This window comes from Sporosarcina sp. D27, from assembly GCF_000586555.1.
In the GTDB taxonomy this organism is placed as follows: domain Bacteria; phylum Bacillota; class Bacilli; order Bacillales_A; family Planococcaceae; genus Sporosarcina.
In genome coordinates, this window is the sequence record NZ_AZUC01000009.1 from 1 (window position 1) to 22641 (window position 22641).

Consider the following 22641-nt stretch of genomic DNA (forward strand, 5'->3'; position numbering starts at 1 on the left):
GGATCAAACTCTCCATAAAACTGGTAGTCGATCTGCAGCGCATTACGTCGTCAGCTTCACTCTCTCAATCGGTCACGTACCAAAGTACGCTCCCTTCTTCGTTCGATCACTTCCTAGTACCACACTACAGCTCGACAACCAGTATGAGAATTGATTGCTCAATTCGTACTGGCATCATTTAAGATGTCTATCAGATCGATTAAGATCTGTTTGTGTTTGTTTCGCCGACAGAGCCGGTAAAACAAACAATAATTCGTTGACATTTTGCTGTTCAGTTTTCAAGGTTCATAGTGTTAAACTTATTTGTTAGCTGTTGTTTCAGCAACTCTTACATCATAACATGGTGTAATCATCGTGTCAACAACTTTTTTTAAAAAATATTACTTGCCTTTGAACCCGATAAAGCGTGTTCCGAAGGACAAGTAATAATATACAACAGATAGTATATAGTTTGCAAGCTTTTTTTAAAATTAAACCGAAGTTTTTTTTCGACCATCGACCACAAACAACAAAATCCCTAGTAATACAACGATTCCACCTGTAATTTGTGCTGTCGATAAACTCTCATCGAAGATGTAATACGCCAAGATTGACGCACCAACAGGTTCGAATAATATTGCAATAGAAATGGCATTCGTACTTACCCACCGGATTGCCCAGTTAAAAAGGGTATGACCTAGTAGGTTCGGAATTAACGCTAATAACATGAACCACATCCAATCTGATTGTGGATATGGACCAAATGACTCCCCTTTTATTAATACATAGAAGAAAAGTGTAATTGAGCTAATTGAGTAAACTACAAACGTATATGTGATAAGGGACAATCTTTGACGCACGTCTTGGCCTAACAATAAGTTACCTGTAATTAGCGCACAACCAATCAGTGCAAGGATATCTCCATAAAATGCAGTTCCTCCAAGTTGGAAATCACCAAAACTGATAATGACACTCCCCGATATTGCGACAACTGCAGATAATATCGTTTTAATCGATAAACGTTCTTTAAAGAAAAAGTATGTACCCGCAAACGCAAATATAGGTTGGAGTGTTACTAATACCGTAGAACTTGCAACGGATGTATAATTCAACGATTCAAACCAAAAGATGAAGTGGAACGCTAAAAACACACCTGCCAAAGTTGAAAATATCCAATCCCGTTTTTTCAGTAGAGTTATTTCTTTTCTGTATTTCAGTAAGAAAATCGGCAACATCAAGAGGACCGAGAAAAACATTCTGTAAAATGCAGTAACTCCCGCTTCTGAGGATACTAATTTTACAAAAATTGCTGATAAAGCAACTGAGATAACTCCTATAATGATAGGGATCGCTGGATGTATAGGAGGTTTGTTCATATAAACACATCACTTTCCTTCTATTGAGGGTTACAATAGTTTGTTTATGGATATAGCATATAGTATATCAGACAAGGTTGTTCTAAAAATTCCGCGTTTAGAATACCTCTATTATTTATCTAGAAGGAAAAAAGATGTCACAATGTAATTGAACGAACCACCATTTTTGTTACAAAGGAGCATACATTCATGACCAATTGGATTCAACTTTTAAAAGATGGTAACAAACCTGCTCTTTTAGCCGCTATAGTTAATGTTATTATCGCCGCTTTAAAAGCGGGTGCTTTTTTTCTAACAGGCAACGTGGCCATGTTCGCTGAAATGATGCACTCTATCGGAGATGCTGCAAACCAACTATTCGTTTATGTTGGTTCTGCCCTTTCTAAAAAAGCACCAACTCCTAAATATCCAAATGGTTTTGGTAGGATTGTAAACCTCGTCTGTCTTGGGGCAGTTTTGATCGTAGCGATCCTTTCTTATGAAACTATAGTTGGAGGGATACATCATATCCTCCATCCTTCAGAAAGTGGAGGTTTGTGGATCAATCTAGGCGTCCTCGGAATCGGAATTGTGCTAGAATCCTTTGTTCTCTATAAGGCATCAAAAGAAGTCTTTCACGATGCAGGTGTTGAACATGTAGGTTTATCATCTTTTCTAAAAAGCTTTATATATCTCAAAAAGGCAAAACCTCCAACTAAGTTAGTCTTTATGGAAGACTTAGTGGCGACTAGCGGAGGCATAATAGCATTTGTTGCCGTGCTACTCGCTCATTTCTTTGGCTGGTTCGCAGCCGAAGGCGTTGCTTCAATTATCATTGGTGTAATGATGTTCTATGTAGTAGGTAAAGTGTTCCTCGAAAATGCTCGAGGGGCTATTGGAGAAACGGATGAAGAAATGCTCGCGCACATTGCCCATCTACTCGCAGAAGACCCTGACATTGTGGATATTCAACGTGTTGAGGTTGTTAAAGAAGGAGAATTTCTACATGTTGAAATCATTGCCGAGGTTGCGACTTCGAATACAGTTGAGTATGTTCTTAAAGTCAAAGATCGTTTACTTACTACAATCCTGATTCAGAAAGGCATTCAGGATGTCATCATTTCTTTAGTAGGCGATGACGGTGTTGAATCCTGGACTGGCAAAAATAGTTCTAACCTCATCGAAAATCGCAAGAAACTACCTGAATAAAAAAATGCGAGCCAACGCTAGAGACTGTTGGCTCGTATTTTTATTACAATGAATTCGTCAAAATTTGAACGACGTCCTCTTTAGCTAGCTTCGCGAAGTTACCAAGCGGTCCTCTTGCTGCAGCTTTTTCAGCCATTAGTTCAATTTTCGAATCATCTATATCGAAATCAGCAAGTTTTCGAGGCGCTCCAATCGATGCCCAGAACTCCTCTAATTTAGAAATACCTTCTAATGCCGTTTCTTCATCTGTCTTACCCGCCGGATCTACACCAAATGCTTTTACAGCTAACTGTGCATAACGTTTAGGATTCAAATGCATCGTATAACGCATCCACTCTGGGAATAGGATAGACAGACCGCCAGCGTGTGGAATGTCATAGACTGCTGAAACAGCGTGCTCAATGTCATGAGTTCCCCAGTCACCTGTGTATCCCATGCGAAGGAAACCATTCAATCCCCAAACACCCGCAAGCATCATAGTCGCTCTTAGTTCGTAGTTATCTGGATAATTCACTACTTCTGCACCTGTTGTGATCAAAGTACGGAGAGCACTTTCACACATTTCATCTTGGAAAGGAGTATTCGATGATTCATTGAAGTATTCTTCAAAGATATGAGACATCGTATCTACAATTCCGTTGACTGTTTGATCCTTCGGAACTGACATCGTATAAGACGGATCTAAAATTGAGAATTTAGGGAAGTTAAATGGTGTTCCCCATCCATACTTTTCTTGAGTTTCTTCATTAGTAATGACAGACCCTGCATTCATCTCAGAACTTGTTGCAGATAGTGTCAATACTGTACCAAACGGTAGTGCATCTTGAGGTACCGCTTTACGTACAACAAAGTCCCACGGGTTGCCATCATATTTTGCAGCACAAGCGATTAGCTTCGTACAGTCAATGACCGAACCGCCCCCGACTGCTATGATTACGTCTATGTTCTCACGTTTACATAATTCCGCTGCAGCAATCGCAGTTGAAAGTCTAGGGTTCGGCTCCACTCCACCAAATTCGTGAACAGTGAGTCCCCCTTCTTTCAGTACTCCCATTACATCATCATATACACCATTCTTCTTAATACTTCCTCCACCGTATACAACAAGAACGTTATTTCCATATTTTTTAAGCTCATCTGCTAAATTCGAGACTTGCCCTTTACCGAACAATAATTTTACAGGATTTTGAAATACGAAGTTATCCAAAATTCATCGCCTCCTCAGACTACATCTATTATGTTTTAGGACAGTTAGTGATGCAACTGTTCTGCCCATCATCTTAGTTGAACCAAAAAGAGCACCCCTGTTAGCAGGGGTGCTCTCGATTTACTGATTATGCCCAGCCACGGAAACGTGAAGCTTCCGCTGTTTTACGGATACCGATCATATACGCAGCAAGACGCATGTCAATGCCTCGTGTAGTTGATACAGAATATACATTTTCAAACGCTGCGACCATTTTTTCAGTCATGCGCTCACGAACAAGTTCTTCTGACCAGTAGTAACCCATGTTGTTCTGAACCCACTCGAAGTACGAAACGGTAACACCGCCAGCACTTGCCAGTACGTCAGGAACAAGTAGAACTCCACGATCTGCAAGAATTTTCGTTGCTTCAGAAGTTGTTGGACCATTTGCTGCTTCAACAACAATAGAAGCTTTAATGTTATGTGCATTGTGTTCTGTAATTTGGTTCTCGATTGCTGCAGGAACGAGGATATCGCAATCCAACTCCAACAACTCTTGGTTCGTCAATGTGTTTTCGAACAATGTAGTTACTGTTCCAAAACTATCACGACGGTCAAGTAAATAATCGATGTCCAAGCCGTTTGGATCGTGTAAAGCTCCATAAGCATCAGAAATCCCGATTACTTTAGCACCTGCGTCGTGAAGGAATTTAGAAAGGAAGCTACCTGCGTTACCAAAACCTTGGATAACAATACGAGCGCCTTTCATATCGATACCACGACGTTTAGCTGCTTCATTAATAATAATCGTTACGCCTTCAGCAGTCGCACGGTCGCGACCTTGTGAACCACCGAGAACGATAGGTTTTCCTGTAATGAAGCCTGGTGAGTTGAACTCATCAATTCTGCTGTATTCATCCATCATCCACGCCATAATTTGTGAGTTTGTGAAAACGTCAGGTGCTGGAATATCTTTAGTTGGCCCCATAACTTGAGACAACGCTCGAACATAGCCACGACTTAGACGTTCTAATTCGTCCATAGACATTTCACGCGGATCACAAACGATGCCGCCTTTACCGCCGCCGTAAGGAAGGTCTACGATACCAGCTTTAAGTGTCATCCACATGGAAAGTGCACGCACTTCATCTAAAGTAACATCTGGGTGGAAACGTACTCCGCCTTTTGTTGGTCCGACAGCGTCGTTATGCTGGCCACGGTATCCAGTGAAGACTTTTACTTTTCCATCGTCCATTTTAATAGGGATACGTACTTCTGTCATGCGCATCGGTTCTTTCAGAAGTTCATACATTCCTTCATCGTAGCCCAGCTTGTCAAGTGCTTCTTTAATAACAACTTGTGTAGATGTGAACAGATTCAGGTTTTCAGTCATTGTAATGGTCGCCTCTTTGTTTCATAATGTTTTTTCCTTATTCATAGTATCATATCGAACAACGTAATTGGAAAGAATTTTTAGTTAGCAAATACGCTTTTGATTTTTTCAAGTGCCCAATCAAGTTCTTCTTTAGTAATGACTAATGGTGGAGCAAAACGAATTACTGTATCGTGTGTTTCTTTACAGAGCAATCCAAGTTCTTTGAGCTTTTCACAGTACGGACGTGCCTCTACAGTTAGCTGCATTCCGATGAACAAACCGCGTCCGCGTACTTCTGTAATCACTTCATTTTCGATCTTTTGAAGTTCTTCTTTGAAGTAGTTTCCAAGTTCAAGTGACTTGTCTGCAAGTTTTTCGTTTTCAAGCACATCTAAAGATGCAATTGAAACAGCACATGCCATTGGGTTTCCACCAAATGTAGATCCATGTGAACCTGGGTTAAATACTTCAAGCACTTCTTTGTCAGCTACTACACAAGAGATCGGGAATACTCCGCCACCTAGTGCTTTACCAAGGATATACATATCCGGGTTAACGTCTTCCCATTCACATGCAAACATTTTACCAGTACGGCATAGACCCGCTTGGATTTCGTCTGCAATGAATAGAACATTGTTTTCTTTACATAGGTCACGCGCTTTTTTCAAATAGCCTGCTGTAGGAATGATGATTCCAGCTTCTCCTTGAATTGGCTCGATGATGAATGCCGCTGTATTTGGTGTAATTGCTTTTTCCAGTGCATCAAGATCGCCATAAGGTACTAATTTGATACCTGGAAGCATTGGTCCGAAACCACGCTTATATTCCGGATCTGAAGAAAGGGACACTGCACCCATCGTACGTCCGTGGAAGTTGCCTTCACATCCGATGATTTCAGCTTTGTTTTCTTCTACGCCTTTAACGTCATATGCCCAGCGGCGAGCTGCCTTGATTGCTGTTTCAACAGCTTCAGCACCAGTGTTCATTGGCAACGCCATTTCTTTACCAGAGAGTTCAGTAATTTTTTCGTACCAAGGACCCAACTGATCGCTGTGGAATGCACGTGAAGTAAGAGTAACTTTGTCTGCCTGATCTTTAAGTGCTTGAATGATTTTAGGATGACGATGCCCTTGGTTCACTGCAGAGTATGCAGAGAGCATATCCATGTATTTGTTACCTTCTGGATCCTTTACCCATACACCTTCTGCTTCTGAGATAACAATCGGTAGCGGATGATAGTTTGGTGCACCATACTTATTAGTTTGTTCAATCACTTGTTGAGATACTGACATTCAAATTCCCTCCTCGGTTAGGTATGTAGATACAGCGCCTGTCTTGTGACAGGCGACTGCTTGAAACTAGTCTTATAGCATTTCAGAAGTTGTTTTACCTTGCATGTGAAGCTGCAAGTAGTCTGGGCCACCTGCTTTTGAATCTGTTCCTGACATGTTGAATCCACCAAATGGCTGGTATCCAACGATAGCGCCTGTGCAACCACGGTTGAAGTACAAGTTACCACAGTGGAAATCTTCACGAGCTTGCTCGATGTGCTCACGGTTATTAGTGATAACTGCGCCTGTCAAACCGTAATCTGTGTCGTTTGCCATGTCGATTGCTTCTGTGAAGTTTTTCGCTTTTGCAAGTGCTACGAATGGACCGAATACTTCTTCTTTCATAATACGAGCTTCAGGTGCAACGTCTGCGAATACAGTCGGAGCAACGAAGAATCCTTTAGAGCTATCGCCTTCCCCACCTGCAACAAGACGACCTTCTTCTTTACCAATTTCAACATAGCTCATGATTTTGTCAAAAGCAGCTTGGTCGATAACTGGTCCAGCGAAGTTAGACTGGTCAGTTGGATCACCATAAGTCAACTCTTTAGTAAGTTCTTCTACGCGAGCAACCACTGTGTCATATACATCTTCGTGGATAATTGCACGTGAACAAGCTGAACATTTTTGTCCGCTGAAACCGAATGCTGATTTAACGATAGATTGTGCAGCAAGCTCAAGATCCGCTTCGTTGTCAACAACGATTGTATCTTTACCGCCCATTTCAGCAATCACACGCTTCAACCAAATTTGTCCTTCGTTCACTTTAGAAGCGCGCTCGAAAATACGTGTTCCAACTTCGCGTGAACCTGTGAACGATACGAAACGAGTGCGCGCGTGATCTACTAAGTAGTCACCGATTTCAGAGCCAGAACCTGGTACATAGTTTACTACGCCTGCAGGCATTCCCGCTTCTTCAAGGACTTCCATGAATTTGTAAGCAACAACTGGAGTAGTTGAAGCTGGCTTCAATAGTACTGTGTTTCCTGTTACAAGTGCAGCTACTGTAGTACCCGCCATGATTGCGAATGCAAAGTTCCACGGAGAGATAACAACGCCAACTCCTAAAGGAATGTAGTCAAAACGGTTGAATTCGCCTGGACGGCTTTCTACTGGCATTCCGTCTTTCAAGCGTAACATTTGACGGCCGTAGTACTCTAGGAAGTCAATTGCTTCTGCAGTATCTGCATCCGCTTCGTTCCAAGGCTTACCAGCTTCTTTTGTCAATAGTGCTGAGAATTCCATTTTGCGGCGACGAACAATTGCTGCAGCTTTGAAAAGAATATCTGCACGCATTGCTGGTTCTGTCTTTCTCCAAGTATTGAAAGTTTCGTCTGCAACTTTCATAGCTTTTTCTGCAATATCTTTACTTGCTTTAGAAACGCTACCGATAACTTCTTCTTTGTTAGCTGGATTGAAAGAGACGAGCTTATCATCAGTCATGATGCGCTCTCCACCTACGATTAGGGGATAATCTTTACCAAGGTAAGCTTCCACAGTCTTAAGACCTTCTTGGAATGCTTTTTTATTTTCTTCGATTGTGAAATCTGTGAATGGTTCATGTTTGTACGGGATCATGATAGTCCTCCTTTAGATGGGTCATGCAAATAATATTTGCACTTCATTGTTAATTGCACTTATAATAATGCAAGATATTATTGCACATTGCAAGTATTAATGTTTACCTGAAGAAAAAAGTTAGGCGGTGTCACTCTATGAGTGCTTTTGAAGAGTCACTCTTTCCCTTTTATGAATTTGCTGTAAAGCGTGCAGGGGTTGGAATCCATGCCGTTAACAGTGAGGGCAGGACCATTATTTACAACGACAAGATGAAAGAAATCGAAGGACTAGACCTCGATGATATCCGAGATTTGTCCATCATGGAATTATTCAATTTCCGCCAACAACCGAGTACGTTGATGGAAGTGTTACAAAGTGGACAAGAACAATTAAACATTAAACAAACGTATTGGAACCAAAACGAAACTGAAATTACAACGATTAATAATACCTATCCTATTGTGAATAACGGAGTGCTCATAGGTGCAGTTGAACTCTCTCATGACGTCACAGCACTGGAAAAGTTTGTTCTGCAACCGTTGACCAAGGATCGAGAACCTGTTTTGCTGAACAACATCGTAGCGGAATCCGTATCCATGAAAAAGATTATCGCTACAGCAAAAAAAGCGGTACGTGCAAAACTCCCTGTCCTCCTTGTAGGAGAAGCAGGCACTGGTAAAGACCTTGTAGCCCAAGGAATTCATCATGAAGTTCCTGTTGCAGATTCGTCGTTTTATACACTTTACTGCAATCGATCTGATGACCAATCAATTGATCGTCTGGCAACTGAATTAAAAACCGATGCGCCATTCACCCTATTTTGCGAACGAATCGACTTTTTATCCATCGAACTACAGCGCAAGCTTCTAAGGATTTTAGAAAGTTCGGACCATCATAAACGACAATTCATCGCAAGCATAGGTGAAGACCCCGTCGAACTTATCGCATCAGGAAGTCTGCTAAAGGAGCTGTATTACTTTTTTGCATCCTTTACGATTCGCTTCCCACCTCTGCGGGAAAGGAAAGAAGATATACTTCCTTTCGTCAAAAGGTATTTAGTGAGACGCAAAGAAAGTTTAGGTACCGCATTAGACGACATTACAGGAGAAGTCGAGGAACTATTCCTTTCATACACATGGCCTGGCAATATCCGTGAACTTGAAATGTTGCTAAACGAAGTGGCCTCCCTCGCTTCAGCTGAAACAACAATTACGTATGAAATGCTCCCTCAACACTTTAGAGCTAAAAGTGCGGTTTTGGACGAAGGAACAGTTCCGTTCCCCTCTTTCATCTTGCCAAGTGAAAAAGACATGCTTCCTCTCGATAAATTTTTAAGAGAAGCAGAATCCTATTATTTACAAAAAGCTTTAACCATTCATGACGGTAACATTACTAGAACAGCGAATGCCTTGTCGATGAGCAGACAAAACTTACAATATCGTCTTCGGAAAAACAAAAAAGGAGAAGAGGGATAATCGCCTCTTCTCCTTTTTAATATCCTGACTTGTCGATCCAGTCTCTCAGCTTGTCTTTCAAAGAGTTGAATCCTTTTTCATCTTGTTCGTCTACCCGTTCTTGTAAGGATTTACGGGGACGAGTAAATTTCTTTGTGGGTGTCGGGGGATCTTGTAACGAACGGATGGACAAACTGATTTTCTTATCCGTCTCGTCCACTTCCAACACTTTTACAGTTACTTGCTGACCAACCGATAAATGCTCGTTGATATCCTTCACAAATCCGTAAGTGATTTCAGAAATGTGGACGAGTCCTTGAGTGGATTCATCAAGAGCTACAAACGCACCATAAGGCTGAATGCCTGTAACTGTACCTGACAGTTCTTCACCTGCTTCGTATTTACCTGTCATGTGTAACAGCTCCCAATTCTGTTTTGACTATCTGAAATTGCCATTGCGGCCATTATCAGTATACCATTTGAACACTATTGGGGCAAAATATAGTCATTTAGACCGGATTTGAGCTATTAGAAAACGAGATTTATGAAATGATGCATTTAGCTTCGAATTTCACAGCTAATAACTTATACGAAATTTGCATGCAATCTTCCAAAGGAATCCACATTGCATAAGAGTGTTCATAAATTTCGCGAATTCGTTTCGCTAGATCTGTTGGATGATCCAGTAGTTGAAGTTCCTCCACAACATCCGCTATTTCTAGTTCGTATGCATCTGATCCAGCAAGGAAAGGATCCCATTCTTCTAGTAAATGAATCGCTTTTTTATTCATTTCTACAGTTTGCACGTCAAGTCACCTGATTTTTTCTTTTTATTTATGATAGCATAGGTATGAAAAAGAAAACAGACTTAGGGGGATTATGTATGAAAGAATTCACTGCTGTAAAAAACCGACGAAATACGTCGTCAATGAAGTGGGATCGGATGGATCGCATTTATGGAATAGAAAATACTGAAGATATACTTCCTATGTGGATCGCAGATATGGACTTTTCAGCACCTCAACCTGTCATCGATGCGTTGAAAGAACGCTTAGATCATGGAGTTTTCGGCTACTCTTACGTATGTGAGGATTGTAAAGACGCAATCCGTGAATGGATGTCCAATAAGCATGGTTGGCAAACTAAAAATGAGTGGATGTTATCTCATCACGGCGTCGTTCCTGCAATTGCCTCTGTTGTTGAGACGTTGACAAACGAAGGTGATGCTATTCTAATCACTCCACCTGTTTATCCACCGTTCTCTGGTATACCTAGTTTACAGAATCGTACTCTTGAAGAATGTACGCTTATCGATAAAAATGGAACCTATGAAATCGACTTCGTTAAATTCGAAGAATCATTAAAAAGAAATGTCAGATTATTCATTTTTTGCAATCCACACAACCCGGGCGGGATTGTATGGCCGGTACCCGTGTTACAAGAAATTGTTCGACTATGCGCTAAATATGATGTACTTATATTGTCTGATGAAATTCATGCAGATCTAGTGTTTGCTCCTTACAATCATACTCCCCTACATACAGTTGCTGGAGATGAAGGAAATCGGATTATCACGTGTGTCGCACCTACCAAAACCTTTAACTTAGCTGGAATTCAGGCGGCTATGATGATTATTCCAGATGAAGGATTACGCGAGCAATTGCGCGCTAACGGAATGGCTCACGGTCAAATGGAATTAAACGCTTTTGCAAATGTTGCGTTGAAAACAGCTTATCGCCACGGAGAGCCATGGCTTGAAAAGTTACTTATAACGGTGTCTGATAATATGGATTACGTGATTGAAACATTACCTACGCGTGTCCCAGGAGTTAAAATTACTAAACCTCAAGGAACTTATTTGCTTTGGATAGACTACCGTGGAACAGGTCTTTCCGAAGATGAAATAATGGACAAGTTACTTAACAAAGGAAAATTAGCACTTGAGCCAGGTACAAAATACGGGGAAGCTGGTCGTGGATTCTTACGTATGAATGTTGCTACTTGTCTTTCCACGGTTCAAGATGGTGTCGAACGCTTTATAAAAGGCATGGAAAACTAAGAAAAGAGCATCCTCATGAATGAGGATGCTCTTTTTGTTGTTCGTGCATATCTCTACGTTCCCGGAGTATGCGTTCTTCTAATTCTTTCGTTTCCAATTCTTGCTTTTTAGAGATGCGCTGAATCCACATGAATGTCAGTACAAGAAGCACCATGAAAAAAGAAAAGGAAATGGCCGCTGGGATATATTCTGATTTGTCTTCCGGGAAATATAGGAAGGGCATTAGAACTGTCACCATGGATATCACTCCCTAACCAATAATTTTAGTGGGCATTACTCGCCTTGAATGTCAATAGACTCAATTTTCACATCTTCAACCGGCTTATCTTGAGCGCCAGTTTTAACCGTAGCAATCTTGTTGACAACATCCATACCTTCAATAACTTGTCCAAACACAGTGTGCTTCTGGTCAAGGTGCGGTGTTCCGCCACGCTCTGCATATGCATCAGCGATTTCTTCTGGCCATCCGCCTTTTTTCAACTGATCCGCATTAGCGCCAGCTAGGTTAGATGCTTGGACGATGAAGAACTGGCTACCGTTTGTATTTGGACCAGCATTCGCCATTGACAATGCACCATTTAAGTTGAAAAGATCCATCGTGAATTCGTCTTCGAACGAATCTCCATAGATACTTTCTCCGCCCATACCTGTACCAGTCGGGTCTCCACCTTGGATCATGAAGTCTTTAATAACACGGTGGAAAATAAGTCCGTCATAATAACCGTCTTTTGCATGAGTTAAGAAGTTCTTAACTGTTTTTGGTGCTTTTTCTTCAAAAAGCTTGATTTTAATTGGACCAAGAGTGGTGTTCATAGTAATAAGCTTTTCTCCTGCTGCTACTTCATTAGATAATTGCGGATACATCTGGGAGTCCTCCTTAGGAATCGTTTTTTCTGGTTCATCTGTTTGAGTCGTTTCACCTTTATCAGGTGCAGACTCTTTTTCTTTAGCTTCTTGTTTTCCACATGCAGATACAATAAGAATCAATGCTAAAGAAAGCATGAGCATATAAAGTTTTTTATGCAATTCTCTCACCCTAAATTAGTTTAACACATGATTCAGTGAAACCGAACTACGAGCACTTGACTTCCTTCGGGAAACGAATTGTTTTATACTACTTAAATACAGTTTTTATAGAGGGAAGGTCACCTATGGATATTCAAAAAAGAAATTTCATCATTATCTGGGTGTCAAACTTTCTAGTAGCCGGTACAATGACAATGATTATGCCATTCTTGTCATTATATATTGAAACGTTTGGCGATTATTCAGATGCATACGTTCAAAAATGGTCGGGTCTTGTTTTCGGCGCGACATTCATATCCGCTCTCATTATGTCTCCAATTTGGGGAAGGATTGCCGATAAATACGGATTTAAGCCCATTCTAATCATTAACGGATTCGGAATCGCACTTTCAGTATTCTTAATGGGATTCATCCACTCTGTCGAAGCGTTCTTTATACTCCGTCTTCTTAACGGTGTGGTAACAGGCTTTATTCCCACTTCTCTTGCGTTCATCTCCGCGAACACAAAACGCGAAGAAGCCGGAAAACGGTTAGGGACACTTCAAATGGGTAGTGTAACAGGTACTTTGTTTGGTCCAGTATTAGGCGGACTCCTTGCCGATGCTTTCGGTTTTAAATACACGTTTGTAATTACGTCAATCTCCGTTATTATCGCTGCTCTCATCATCATATTCGGGATAAAAGAACAGCGCAAAGTAAAAAGTGGTCGTGGCAATGTCTATTCCCGAAAAATGATCTTAAGTGGATTGTTGCGTCATCGGCTCATGTTGAATGTCATGGTTGTGACTGCCCTTATTCAAATCGGGAACTTCAGTATTCAGCCATTACTCTCTCTTTACGTCTCCCACTTAACGGACACGAAAGACGTTGCCTTTTTAGCAGGAATTACTTTTAGTGCAGCTGGTGTTGGGAACTTATTGTTCGCCCGGAAATGGGGAAAACTTGGCGATGACATTGGGTACGAGAAAGTCCTAGGATTCTTACTACTCCTCTCCTTCATCTTCATCATCCCACAAGCTTTCGTAGGCAGTCTTTGGCAGCTTGTGATTTGGCGTCTACTATTCGGTATTTCCATGGGCGGTATGATTCCAATTACGACAGCCCTCGTTCGCCGTGAAGCACCGCTCGATATCCAAGGCGAAGTGATGGGCTATAATACAAGTTTCCGATTCTTAGGTAACATTATCGGTCCTATGGTCGGAGGAATTATTAGTGGATTCCTCGGTATTTCTTCTGTATTTATCATAACTGGCTTATTGTTCTTGCTCGGTTTCGCGTTCCTTTACTATGCAAAACGCAAACCGACACAAGATTTTGAAGATTTCTTGGCTGATTCACAACAAAAAAACTCCTAAAAATATAGCACACTCCAAATACTGGAGTGTGCTATATTTTGTATAGGTATTTGTAAGAACGGAGGGACCAGTTGTGAGACAGCTTGCAGGATTTGCTGTCGCTTTGTTAAGTCTCCCGCTACTTTTCTGGCTTCAACAGGAAGTCGCAGCGGAATGGCATGAGGCGAATGCGTATAAAGAACAAGTTGAAGAAACCATCGAATTCTCAGATCCTAAAGTAACAATTCCGATGGCACTCTACGATAGTAATGGACAATTATTTGCAGAAGAATATGCGGAGTGGCGGGATCCGCTCCCGTTATCCGAAATCCCCTTGTTTGCGAAACAGCTGTTTCTTGAAAGCGAAGACAAAGGGTTTTACGAACATAGAGGATACGATGTCGCTGCAATCGCTCGAGCATTCGCAGTAAACGTGAATTCGGATGGATTAAGCCAGGGCGCTTCGACCATCACTCAACAAGTCGTGAGAATGCGTTTTCTCTCTCCTGAAAAAACCTATGAGCGGAAATTCAAAGAAATTCTTTATGCTGCTGAACTAGAAAAGCAATCCACAAAAGATGAAATCTTGGAAATGTATATGAATGAGATGTACTTCGGCAACCAAGTTTATGGAATTGGTGCTGCTTCTACCTATTACTTTAGTAAACCATTAGCTAATTTAAACGAAGCGGAGACTGCGTTTTTGGCAGCTATCCCTAATAACCCTTCTTTGTATGATCCATTGAAGCATTTTGACCGTACAAAAAAGCGGCAAGAACGACTTCTTCAAGTTCTAGTGAACAACGAAGTGCTCTCCATGGAAGAAGGAAAAATCGCTCAGAGTACACCAGTCAAGCTACGGCTAAAACAGAAAAACAGTCAATTCCCTGCCTATCATACCTATGTAGTTGACGAGCTAAAACAGTTGATCAGCGAAAAAGAAGGTTTTTCCGACCAATTAAAAACAGCAAAAGATGAAGAAGCACGAAAAAAGATTCAACAATCGCTATCGGAGCGTACCTCTGAAGTGATCAATTCAGGCGTCCGTATCGACACTTCCCTTGACCCCGTTAAGCAAAGCAGCGTCGAAAGTGGCATTTCAAACGCACTTGGCGGTAGTGGTATCCAATCCGGTGCAGCTGTTGTGGATAACAAATCTCGTGAACTCATTAGTGTATACGGGGGATTTGGCTATCGGAAAACAGATTTCAATCGGTCCTTTCAAGCTGTGCGACAGCCAGGGTCTATTATTAAACCATTACTCGTATATGCCCCTTATTTAGAAAGCGGACCGTATACTGAGAACTCTCTTATCGATGGTAGTGGAATTTGTATCGGGAATTTCTGTCCTGAGAATTTCGGACGCTATTCGTATGGCGTTTCAACGGTAAAAAAAGCGTTTAGTCGAAGTTATAATACGACAGCTGTCCGGGTCTTCCAACGTGTTGGGATTGAAGAGTCGTTTGCTCACCTAGCTCCTTTTGGATTCAAGTATGTCACCGAAAAAGATCATCAGTATACTGCAGCTCTTGGTGGTTTTGAAAATGGCATGACGCCTTATGAAATGGCAAATGCGTATACGAGCTTCATAGATGGTACGTTTAAACCTGCTAGAGCGATCCGTTCTGTAAAAGATCGTCAAGGGAACGTGTTATACAAATGGGAGGATGAACGTAAAGAGGTATGGTCGCAGAAGACAACGCAAAACATCCGATCCATGCTAGAAGAGACTGTAAGAACAGGAACAGCTCTTGGCCTCCGTCCCACAACGGATTATACAGGAGCAAAAACAGGAACAACAAGTCATTTTAAAGACTTATGGGTTGCCGGGATGAACGATGATTATACGGCCGCGACCTGGATCGGGTATGACCGACCGCAGTCACTCCAACAAGAGAGCGAACAAAAATTACATCTGAAGGTTTTTTCAGCCGCACTTTCCGACTAGTTGCCAATTGGCAGCTGGTCTTTTTCAACTCCTGGGATACTTGCGGCGATTCCGTTATAAAGTCTCAGTAAAATGTAAACAACGGCAGAAACCAAAACCGCCCATACGATGAATTCAAAGAAGATAATTCCGATTATCGCTGAAAAAGGTAGCTGATGGTGCAACATATATGTGCTATATACAAAGTAAATGAAAGTGACTGTCAAAAACACGATAAGTAACCAGTAAATCGATTGAATAGCAAATGCAGAAGCAAGCGCGCCGATGAAGTAAATGAGCTTCCCCCCTCGATCGTCCGTCACATGGTGAACAGGAGAATCTGCTGTAGGGGTCGCTTTGTAAAAGAACAACATTGCCGTTTCATGAATCGTAGCTGCAATCAGTTTGAGAGCACTGAATACCATGAAGTAAAAGAGCGCATAGATGGTTAGCAAAAACAATCGGAGTTGGGTATCCGTCAGAAATTCCAATAGACCATTGTACAAGCCGATTTCGCGAAATACACTCAATGAATAGCCAACTGTATACACTCCGAACGTTAAACTAAACAGCATAATTGTGAAGAAAGGTAAATAACTAAACAAATACGGATTTTTCATACTGCACCTCAGACTGACTTGTTATTTTTAATGGATTTTTCCATGACTCTATAATATAGGAAGAGATTGATGTACCGCAATATCTTTCAAGTGCCCACAGTGCAAAATGCGCTTGTTTACGTTATACTTTAAAGCAATGTCTACATCATAATAGTACGAGGAAGGAGGATTTTTAGTGGAATTTGTTTGGTTCATTTTCTTGCCAGCGTTAGCAGCTCTTTTCATCCCGACGTTGTTCCGTCGTGTGACTGGCATACATACAGGTTGGTTTGTTCTGATTGTCCCAGTTGTACTGTTTGTTTACTACAGTACGTACTTACCACTGACAGCAAGTGGAGATCACGCAGTCTCTTCGTTCGATTGGATCCCTTCACTAGGAATCTCTTTTGTCTCCTACCTAGATGGTCTCAGTCTTCTATTCACGCTGCTCATCACAGGGATTGGTGCGTTGGTTGTACTGTATTCAATTTTCTATCTAGATAGGCACAAAGAAAAGCTTGGTAATTTCTATGTATACTTACTGCTTTTCATGACGGCAATGCTTGGTGTTGTCCAGTCAGATAATGTCATTTCTCTCTACCTTTTTTGGGAGTTAACTTCCATTTCTTCTTTCCTACTAATCGGTTATTGGTACACAAGGGACGGTTCTCGATTCGGTGCCTTAAAGTCAATGATGATAACCGTTGGTGGAGGACTAATGATGCTCGGGGGCTTCGTAATTCTCGGGATTTTAGGAGATACATACTCGATTCGTGAATTGATATCCGGGTTGTCCGATTACTCTGGAGATCCGTTATTTACACTTGCAGCAGTACTTCTGTTATTCGGAGCATTTACAAAGTCTGCTCAATTCCCGTTTTATATTTGGCTTCCGGATGCAATGGAAGCACCGACTCCGGTCAGTGCCTACTTACACTCCGCGACAATGGTCAAAGCTGGATTATATTTAGTCGCACGATTTACGCCGATTTTCGCAGAGTCCTCTGTGTGGATCTGGCTCGTTTCCGGTATTGGACTGCTCACATTAATGTGGGGCTCGTTCTTTGCTGTGAAGCAAACCGATTTAAAAGGAATTCTCGCATTCTCGACAGTTAGTCAATTAGGTCTGATCATGTCGTTACTAGGTGCCGGAGCAATTGCTTATCACTCAGACGATACGCTATTCCGCTTAGCGATGTTTGCAGCGATCTTCCACTTAGTGAATCACGCAGTCTTTAAAGGTAGTCTGTTCATGATTGCAGGTATTGTTGACCATGAAACTGGAACACGTGATATTCGTAAACTCGGTGGCCTGATGAGTGTCATGCCAATCAGCTTCACCGTTGCGTTCATCGGCGGTCTTTCAATGGCAGGTATTCCGCCATTTGGTGGATTCTTGAGTAAAGAATTGTTCTTAGATTCTATGGTTGCTCTGAAACAATTTGAACTGTTCAACTTTGATACGTGGGGCATTCTATTCCCTGTAATTGCATGGATTGCAAGCGTATTCACATTTGTCTATAGTTTCTACTTTGTATTCAAGACATTTACAGGTGAGAAGAAGTTTGACAAGCTTCCGCTTAAGCCACACGAAGCACCAATTGGTATGCTTATTTCACCTATTATTTTAGCAATCAGTGTCATTGCACTATTCTTCATCCCGAACATTGTTGGGAAGTGGCTTGTTGCGCCAGCTGTAATGGCTGCACAGCCACAACTGTACAGTTTACCTTCAGAAGCTGCTGTTCATGTACAAGCCTGGCATGGGTTCGAGTATATTCCAATGTGGCTGACAGTTGGCGTTATTGCAATTGGAGCATTGCTATTTACTTCGATTAAAAAATGGCAACCAGTTTATGGCATGCAGCCAGAGAAGTTATCATTGAACGCACTTTATGATGGCGTGATGACGTTATCAGAAAAAGGGATGAACAAGCTATCCCGTTTCTATATGAATGGGTTAATCCGAACGTATTTACTGTATATGTTTGCTTTCTTCTCCATCATGACGATTGTTGTGTTGTTCGCTAAAGGCGCATTTAAATTAGATATGAGTAGTCTGTCACCAATTACGTTATTCGCTGTGATGAATGCCATTGTAGCTATATTAGGAACTGGCATGGTAATTATGTCGAAAAACAGAATCTCCGCTATTATTGCTCTAGGGGCAGTCGGATACTCTGTCGCATTGTTCTTCGTGCTCTTTAAAGCACCTGACTTAGCCTTAACCCAGCTCGTAATTGAGACGATTTCAGTCGCTCTCTTCTTATTAGCTTTCCGTCACCTCCCTGCTTTAAAAACGCATGGAGAAACAAAACAGAACAAATTGGTGAACGAAATTATTGCAATCGGGGTTGGTCTTTCCGTTACTCTCGTTGCATTGTCCGCACATTCCAATAAGCTTGTCGCAAGTATTTCACAGTACTATAAAGATACCGTCTATACAGAAGCTGGCGGAGGCAATATCGTGAACGTCATTCTCGTCGACTACCGTGGTTTCGATACATTGTTTGAAATCGCCGTGCTATCGATTGCTGGAATTGCTGTTCTTGGCATGATCAAGCTTCGCTTGTCGAGAAAGGGGTCTGATGATGAAAAAGAATAACGTTATATTACAGACGACTACTAAAGTCACATTTTTCATCATTTCCTTGTTCTCGATTCATATCTTCTTTGCTGGCCATTTCGCTCCGGGTGGAGGATTTGTCGGAGGCCTGCTAACGACGGGTGCGATTGTTTTACTATTACTTGCATTCGATCTTGAAACGGTACAAGCTACACTGCCCTTCAATTTCACGATTGTGATTGGTGTCGGTTTACTTCTTTCATTAGGAACAGCAGCTGGATCCATTTTGTTCAACGTTCCCTTTTTCACACATGCATTTGCACATTTCGATTTACCGCTATTCGGTGACACTGAACTCCATACAGCCATGATCTTTGACTCTGGCGTGTATCTCGTCGTCGTTGGTGCAGCAATTACAATCATTCAGTCGATTGGAGGGGATGAGTAATGGAATTGCTCATGGCGATTGTAGCGGGCATTCTATTCACCGCTGCAATTTACTTAATTCTATCCAGAAGTCTGATTAAAGTAATCCTAGGAACAGGCTTGTTAAGTCACGGTGCCCATTTATTCATTTTAACAATGGGTGGATTAGGTGGTAGTGCACCTCCAGTCCTTCTAGACGGGGTTACTGAATATGCAGATCCACTTCCACAAGCTTTAATCTTGACCGCAATTGTTATCAGTTTTGGGGTTACGGCGTTCATATTGGTACTCGCCTACAGAACCTATGCAGTTCACAAAACTGATGATTTGAATTCGATGAAAGGAAATGATGAGCATGATTAACCTTCTATTGTTTCCGATCATCATCCCGTTTTTCTTTGCGATTGTACTTCTGTTTTTCAAAGAACAAGTACGCATCCAGCGAATCCTCACTGTCATTGGACTAAGTGCAAGTATTGCTTCCGCATTTACACTCGTTATGAAAGTGAAACAGGATGGGATCCAAACACTTACACTCGGGAGCTGGCCCGCTCCCTTCGGCATCACAATGGTTTCGGATATGTTTTCTGCGTTACTCGTAACGTCAACATTAGTGATTACGTTATTAGTGGCCATTTATAGCTTTAGCTCAATTGGTGAAGAGCGGGAACGGTTTTTCTACTATCCTGCCATCCTCTTCATGATTACAGGAGTGAATGGTGCATTTACGACTGGTGATATTTTTAACATGTTTGTATTTTTTGAGGTATTGCTGATTGCTTCTTACCTGCTCATCGTTCTAGGTGGAGAGAAGAGACAGCTTCGCGAATCTATTAAGTACATACTTGTAAATGTCATTTCTTCTGCTTTCTTTGTCATTACAGTTGCGTATTTGTACTCTATCGTCGGAACGCTCAATATGGCGGATATCGGTCAGAAGATTGCAGATATCGGTCAGCCTGGAATCGTTTCAGTAATTGGTGTTCTATTGTTGCTCGTATTCGGGATTAAAGCAGGAATCTTCCCACTCTACTTCTGGATGCCTGGATCATACGCTGCACCTCCTGTCCCGATTCTCGCATTGTTTGGTGCGTTACTGACTAAAGTCGGTGTGTATGCCATCACACGTACCTATACACTATTTTTCGTCAATGACCTTGCGTTTACGCACACCATTTTAATGGTACTCTCATTGCTCACAATTGTTGCGGGATGCATTGGGGCACTTGCCTATTTCGATTTGAAACAGATTATCATTTACAATATTTTAATTGCGATTGGCGTTATACTGTTCGGAGTCTCTATGATGAACGAAGCTGGGATGCAAGGTGCCGTTTTCTACCTGATTCATGACATGCTCATTAAAGGGGCATTGTTCCTAATAATCGGGATTATGATTTATGTTACAGGGACGTCCAATCTACGAGAAATGGGTGGACTTATTAAAACCCATGCACCACTTGGCTGGCTATTTCTCATTGCTGCCTTCGGTCTAGCTGGTATTCCCCCGCTAAGCGGTTTTGTTGGGAAGTTGCTAATTGTTCAAGGTGGATTTGAACATGGGCAGTTATTCGGAACGATTGTCATCCTCGCTTCTAGCCTGGTTGTCCTACTATCGGTCATCCGAATATTCATTTATGCGTTTTGGGGAGAGCCGGTTGCGTTACAACCAACGAACCGTAAAACCTATAAGCACATGATGTTCCCTGCCGTAATTCTAGTAGCTCTGTCCGTTTTATACGGAGTCGGAACTGAGTGGATTTTCCCGTACGTATCTGATGCAGCTCATGTGCTGCTCGATCCGTCGAGTTATATAAACGCCGTGTTAAAGGAGTAGATCACGTTGGCATTTCAAATACTGCTTAACTTTTTCATCGCAATTACGTGGGTGCTCATCACGGCGTCTTTCACCCCTTCTACATTTATAATCGGTTATATCATTGGATTACTACTGCTCATACTCACAAGGCGTTTTTACAAAAATCGCTTGTATGTAGATCGACTATGGGCTTGCGTAAAATTGACATGCATCTTCTTTAAGGAACTAATCCTGTCAAATATCTCCGTTGCAATGCTTGTGTTAAAACCCAAGCTGCAATTACAGCCGATGATTTTCGCGATGCCTACTGTTCTTGAAAAAGACTGGGAAATTACGTTACTTGCTAGTTTGATTACATTGACACCTGGTACAATTGTTATACATGTTTCGGATGATCAACGGACGCTGTACGTTCATGCAATTGACGTGGATGATGTTGAAGAAGCCATCAATTCCATTAAACAATCATTCGAAAATGCCATCTTGGAGGTGAGCAGGACATGAAGATATTCATATGGATTAGCTTAATCATCATCTTCTTATCCATGCTCGGCACGCTTGTTCGAGTATTCAAAGGCCCCTCAACTCCAGACCGGCTTATCGCTTTAGATGGAATCGGTGTGATGCTGATTTCAATAATCGCGTTGCTGTCAATTGTATTTGATACAATATTTTTCATTGATGTGATTTTGCTCATTGCGATTATGTCCTTCATCGGGACTGTATCGTTCTCGAAGTTCATCGAGAAAGGGGCGATTATAGACCGTGATACTCATCGCTAACATTATTATTGCTTTGTTCATACTTGTAGGCGTCTTCTTCACTGTTGTCACTGTTGTAGGGGTTCTCCGATTACCTGATGTGTACACACGAGCGCATGCCGCATCAAAAAGTGCGACTCTCGGTGTTCTAGGAATCCTGATTGGGGTGTTCCTTCACTTCTGGTGGATTAAAGGACATTTCAGTATTCAGCTATTACTAGGTAGTGTTTTCTTATTCATCACGTCGCCTGTTGGTGGGCACTTAATGAGCCGTGCCGCTTATATGTCTGGCGTAAAACCGACAGAACTGACGGTTGGGGACGATCTTCAAGAAGCCATCGGTGAACAGAAATCTCATGAAGAGGACTAAACAAAAAGACGCAGTGTCCCAAATCGGACGCTGCGTCTTTTTGTTGTTTACCAATATCCATATGGGCTGTAATAAGGTTGGTAGTAGTATGGATAATAGCCGTATGGGGGATACCCTCCATATGGTGGGTATCCTCCGTAGCCTCCTCCGTATCCGTAAGGTGAAATTGCACTACCGAGAAAGCTACCGAATAATCCACCAAGAAAAGGTCCGCCGAAGCTGTTTCCAAATCCGCCTCCGCCGTAGCCTCTACCTCCTCCGTAACCTCTTCCACCACCATAGTTATTTCCTCTATATCGTGACAT

General features: G+C 41.8%; 24 protein-coding genes. 13 read left to right on the forward strand and 11 right to left on the reverse strand.

Annotated elements, in window-relative coordinates; genetic code table 11:
* On the forward strand, window positions 1-182 hold a 182-nt coding region (locus N693_RS20425), incomplete at its 5' end, for a hypothetical protein (RefSeq protein WP_216593571.1).
* Between the two features lie 288 nt (window positions 183-470).
* Here the strand turns inward: N693_RS20425 and N693_RS0101055 are convergent.
* A complete protein-coding gene (locus N693_RS0101055) occupies window positions 471-1355 on the reverse strand; it encodes a DMT family transporter (protein ID WP_025782943.1) in 885 nt (294 codons plus the stop codon).
* 189 nt (window positions 1356-1544) lie between these two features.
* On the opposite strand from N693_RS0101055, the gene N693_RS0101060 reads away from it, so the two are divergent.
* Window positions 1545-2543: a cation diffusion facilitator family transporter gene (locus tag N693_RS0101060; protein WP_025782944.1), complete on the forward strand. Its 999-nt coding sequence runs from the start codon at window positions 1545-1547 to the stop codon at window positions 2541-2543.
* A 43-nt stretch (window positions 2544-2586) separates the two neighbouring features.
* Here the strand turns inward: N693_RS0101060 and N693_RS0101065 are convergent, their stop codons facing one another.
* The 4 genes from N693_RS0101065 to pruA all read right to left on the reverse strand — a co-directional run bounded on the left by N693_RS0101065 (window position 2587) and on the right by pruA (window position 8016).
* Window positions 2587-3750 carry an iron-containing alcohol dehydrogenase gene (locus tag N693_RS0101065; RefSeq protein ID WP_025782945.1) on the reverse strand — a complete coding sequence of 388 codons (1164 nt, stop codon included), beginning with the start codon at window positions 3748-3750 and terminating at the stop codon, window positions 2587-2589.
* A gap of 127 nt (window positions 3751-3877) precedes the next feature.
* Entirely contained in the window at window positions 3878-5122 is a 1245-nt protein-coding gene (locus tag N693_RS0101070) for a Glu/Leu/Phe/Val dehydrogenase (protein WP_025782946.1), read from the reverse strand.
* A gap of 80 nt (window positions 5123-5202) precedes the next feature.
* Window positions 5203-6396 carry an ornithine--oxo-acid transaminase gene (locus N693_RS0101075; protein WP_025782947.1) on the reverse strand — a complete coding sequence of 398 codons (1194 nt, stop codon included), beginning with the start codon at window positions 6394-6396 and terminating at the stop codon, window positions 5203-5205.
* A gap of 72 nt (window positions 6397-6468) precedes the next feature.
* Entirely contained in the window at window positions 6469-8016 is a 1548-nt protein-coding gene (gene pruA / locus N693_RS0101080; protein WP_025782948.1) for an L-glutamate gamma-semialdehyde dehydrogenase, read from the reverse strand.
* Between the two features lie 134 nt (window positions 8017-8150).
* On the opposite strand from pruA, the gene N693_RS0101085 reads away from it, so the two are divergent.
* Complete coding sequence (locus N693_RS0101085) at window positions 8151-9470, forward strand: sigma-54-dependent Fis family transcriptional regulator (protein ID WP_025782949.1); 1320 nt, start codon at window positions 8151-8153, stop codon at window positions 9468-9470.
* Between the two features lie 16 nt (window positions 9471-9486).
* On the opposite strand, the gene yugI is transcribed toward N693_RS0101085, so the two are convergent.
* Both yugI and N693_RS0101095 read right to left on the reverse strand, forming a co-directional pair.
* Window positions 9487-9861, reverse strand: coding sequence for a S1 domain-containing post-transcriptional regulator GSP13 (gene yugI, locus N693_RS0101090; RefSeq protein ID WP_025782950.1), 375 nt, complete (start codon window positions 9859-9861; stop codon window positions 9487-9489).
* A 130-nt stretch (window positions 9862-9991) separates the two neighbouring features.
* Window positions 9992-10255, reverse strand: a complete 264-nt coding sequence (locus N693_RS0101095; protein ID WP_025782951.1) for a DUF1871 family protein — start codon at window positions 10253-10255, stop codon at window positions 9992-9994.
* Window positions 10256-10332: 77 nt separating this feature from the next.
* Between N693_RS0101095 and N693_RS0101100 the strand changes: the two genes are divergently transcribed.
* Window positions 10333-11508: a MalY/PatB family protein gene (locus N693_RS0101100; protein ID WP_025782952.1), complete on the forward strand. Its 1176-nt coding sequence runs from the start codon at window positions 10333-10335 to the stop codon at window positions 11506-11508.
* Between the two features lie 13 nt (window positions 11509-11521).
* Here N693_RS0101100 and N693_RS0101105 read toward each other — a convergent pair whose 3' ends face one another.
* Window positions 11522-11746, reverse strand: coding sequence for a hypothetical protein (locus N693_RS0101105; RefSeq protein WP_025782953.1), 225 nt, complete (start codon window positions 11744-11746; stop codon window positions 11522-11524).
* Window positions 11747-11781: 35 nt separating this feature from the next.
* Window positions 11782-12534, reverse strand: a complete 753-nt coding sequence (locus N693_RS0101110; protein ID WP_253271141.1) for a peptidylprolyl isomerase — start codon at window positions 12532-12534, stop codon at window positions 11782-11784.
* A 125-nt stretch (window positions 12535-12659) separates the two neighbouring features.
* Here N693_RS0101110 and N693_RS0101115 point away from each other — a divergent pair, with 125 nt between their 5' ends.
* Window positions 12660-13889, forward strand: coding sequence for an MFS transporter (locus tag N693_RS0101115; RefSeq protein ID WP_025782955.1), 1230 nt, complete (start codon window positions 12660-12662; stop codon window positions 13887-13889).
* 73 nt (window positions 13890-13962) lie between these two features.
* A complete protein-coding gene (locus N693_RS0101120; protein ID WP_025782956.1) occupies window positions 13963-15816 on the forward strand; it encodes a transglycosylase domain-containing protein in 1854 nt (617 codons plus the stop codon).
* On the opposite strand, the gene N693_RS0101125 is transcribed toward N693_RS0101120, so the two are convergent.
* Complete coding sequence (locus N693_RS0101125) at window positions 15813-16415, reverse strand: DUF5366 family protein (protein WP_025782957.1); 603 nt, start codon at window positions 16413-16415, stop codon at window positions 15813-15815. The genes N693_RS0101120 and N693_RS0101125 overlap by 4 nt on opposite strands.
* 175 nt (window positions 16416-16590) lie before the next feature.
* Here N693_RS0101125 and N693_RS0101130 point away from each other — a divergent pair, with 175 nt between their 5' ends.
* From N693_RS0101130 to mnhG, 7 genes are read left to right on the forward strand one after another with little or no spacing between them, the layout of a single operon-like run.
* Window positions 16591-18999 carry a Na+/H+ antiporter subunit A gene (locus tag N693_RS0101130; RefSeq protein ID WP_025782958.1) on the forward strand — a complete coding sequence of 803 codons (2409 nt, stop codon included), beginning with the start codon at window positions 16591-16593 and terminating at the stop codon, window positions 18997-18999.
* Window positions 18986-19408, forward strand: coding sequence for a Na(+)/H(+) antiporter subunit B (locus tag N693_RS0101135; RefSeq protein WP_025782959.1), 423 nt, complete (start codon window positions 18986-18988; stop codon window positions 19406-19408). Before N693_RS0101130 ends, N693_RS0101135 begins: the two co-directional genes overlap by 14 nt.
* A complete protein-coding gene (locus tag N693_RS0101140; RefSeq protein WP_025782960.1) occupies window positions 19408-19749 on the forward strand; it encodes a Na(+)/H(+) antiporter subunit C in 342 nt (113 codons plus the stop codon). Before N693_RS0101135 ends, N693_RS0101140 begins: the two co-directional genes overlap by 1 nt.
* Entirely contained in the window at window positions 19742-21223 is a 1482-nt protein-coding gene (locus N693_RS0101145; protein WP_025782961.1) for a Na+/H+ antiporter subunit D, read from the forward strand. Before N693_RS0101140 ends, N693_RS0101145 begins: the two co-directional genes overlap by 8 nt.
* 6 nt (window positions 21224-21229) lie before the next feature.
* Window positions 21230-21709, forward strand: a complete 480-nt coding sequence (locus N693_RS0101150; RefSeq protein ID WP_025782962.1) for a Na+/H+ antiporter subunit E — start codon at window positions 21230-21232, stop codon at window positions 21707-21709.
* Entirely contained in the window at window positions 21706-21987 is a 282-nt protein-coding gene (locus N693_RS0101155) for a Na(+)/H(+) antiporter subunit F1 (RefSeq protein ID WP_025782963.1), read from the forward strand. The genes N693_RS0101150 and N693_RS0101155 overlap by 4 nt, the downstream gene beginning before the upstream one ends.
* Window positions 21971-22336 carry a monovalent cation/H(+) antiporter subunit G gene (gene mnhG, locus N693_RS0101160; RefSeq protein ID WP_025782964.1) on the forward strand — a complete coding sequence of 122 codons (366 nt, stop codon included), beginning with the start codon at window positions 21971-21973 and terminating at the stop codon, window positions 22334-22336. The genes N693_RS0101155 and mnhG overlap by 17 nt, the downstream gene beginning before the upstream one ends.
* Before the next feature lie 47 nt (window positions 22337-22383).
* Here mnhG and N693_RS0101165 read toward each other — a convergent pair whose 3' ends face one another.
* On the reverse strand, window positions 22384-22641 hold the full coding sequence (locus tag N693_RS0101165) for a hypothetical protein (RefSeq protein WP_025782965.1): 258 nt from the start codon (window positions 22639-22641) through the stop codon (window positions 22384-22386).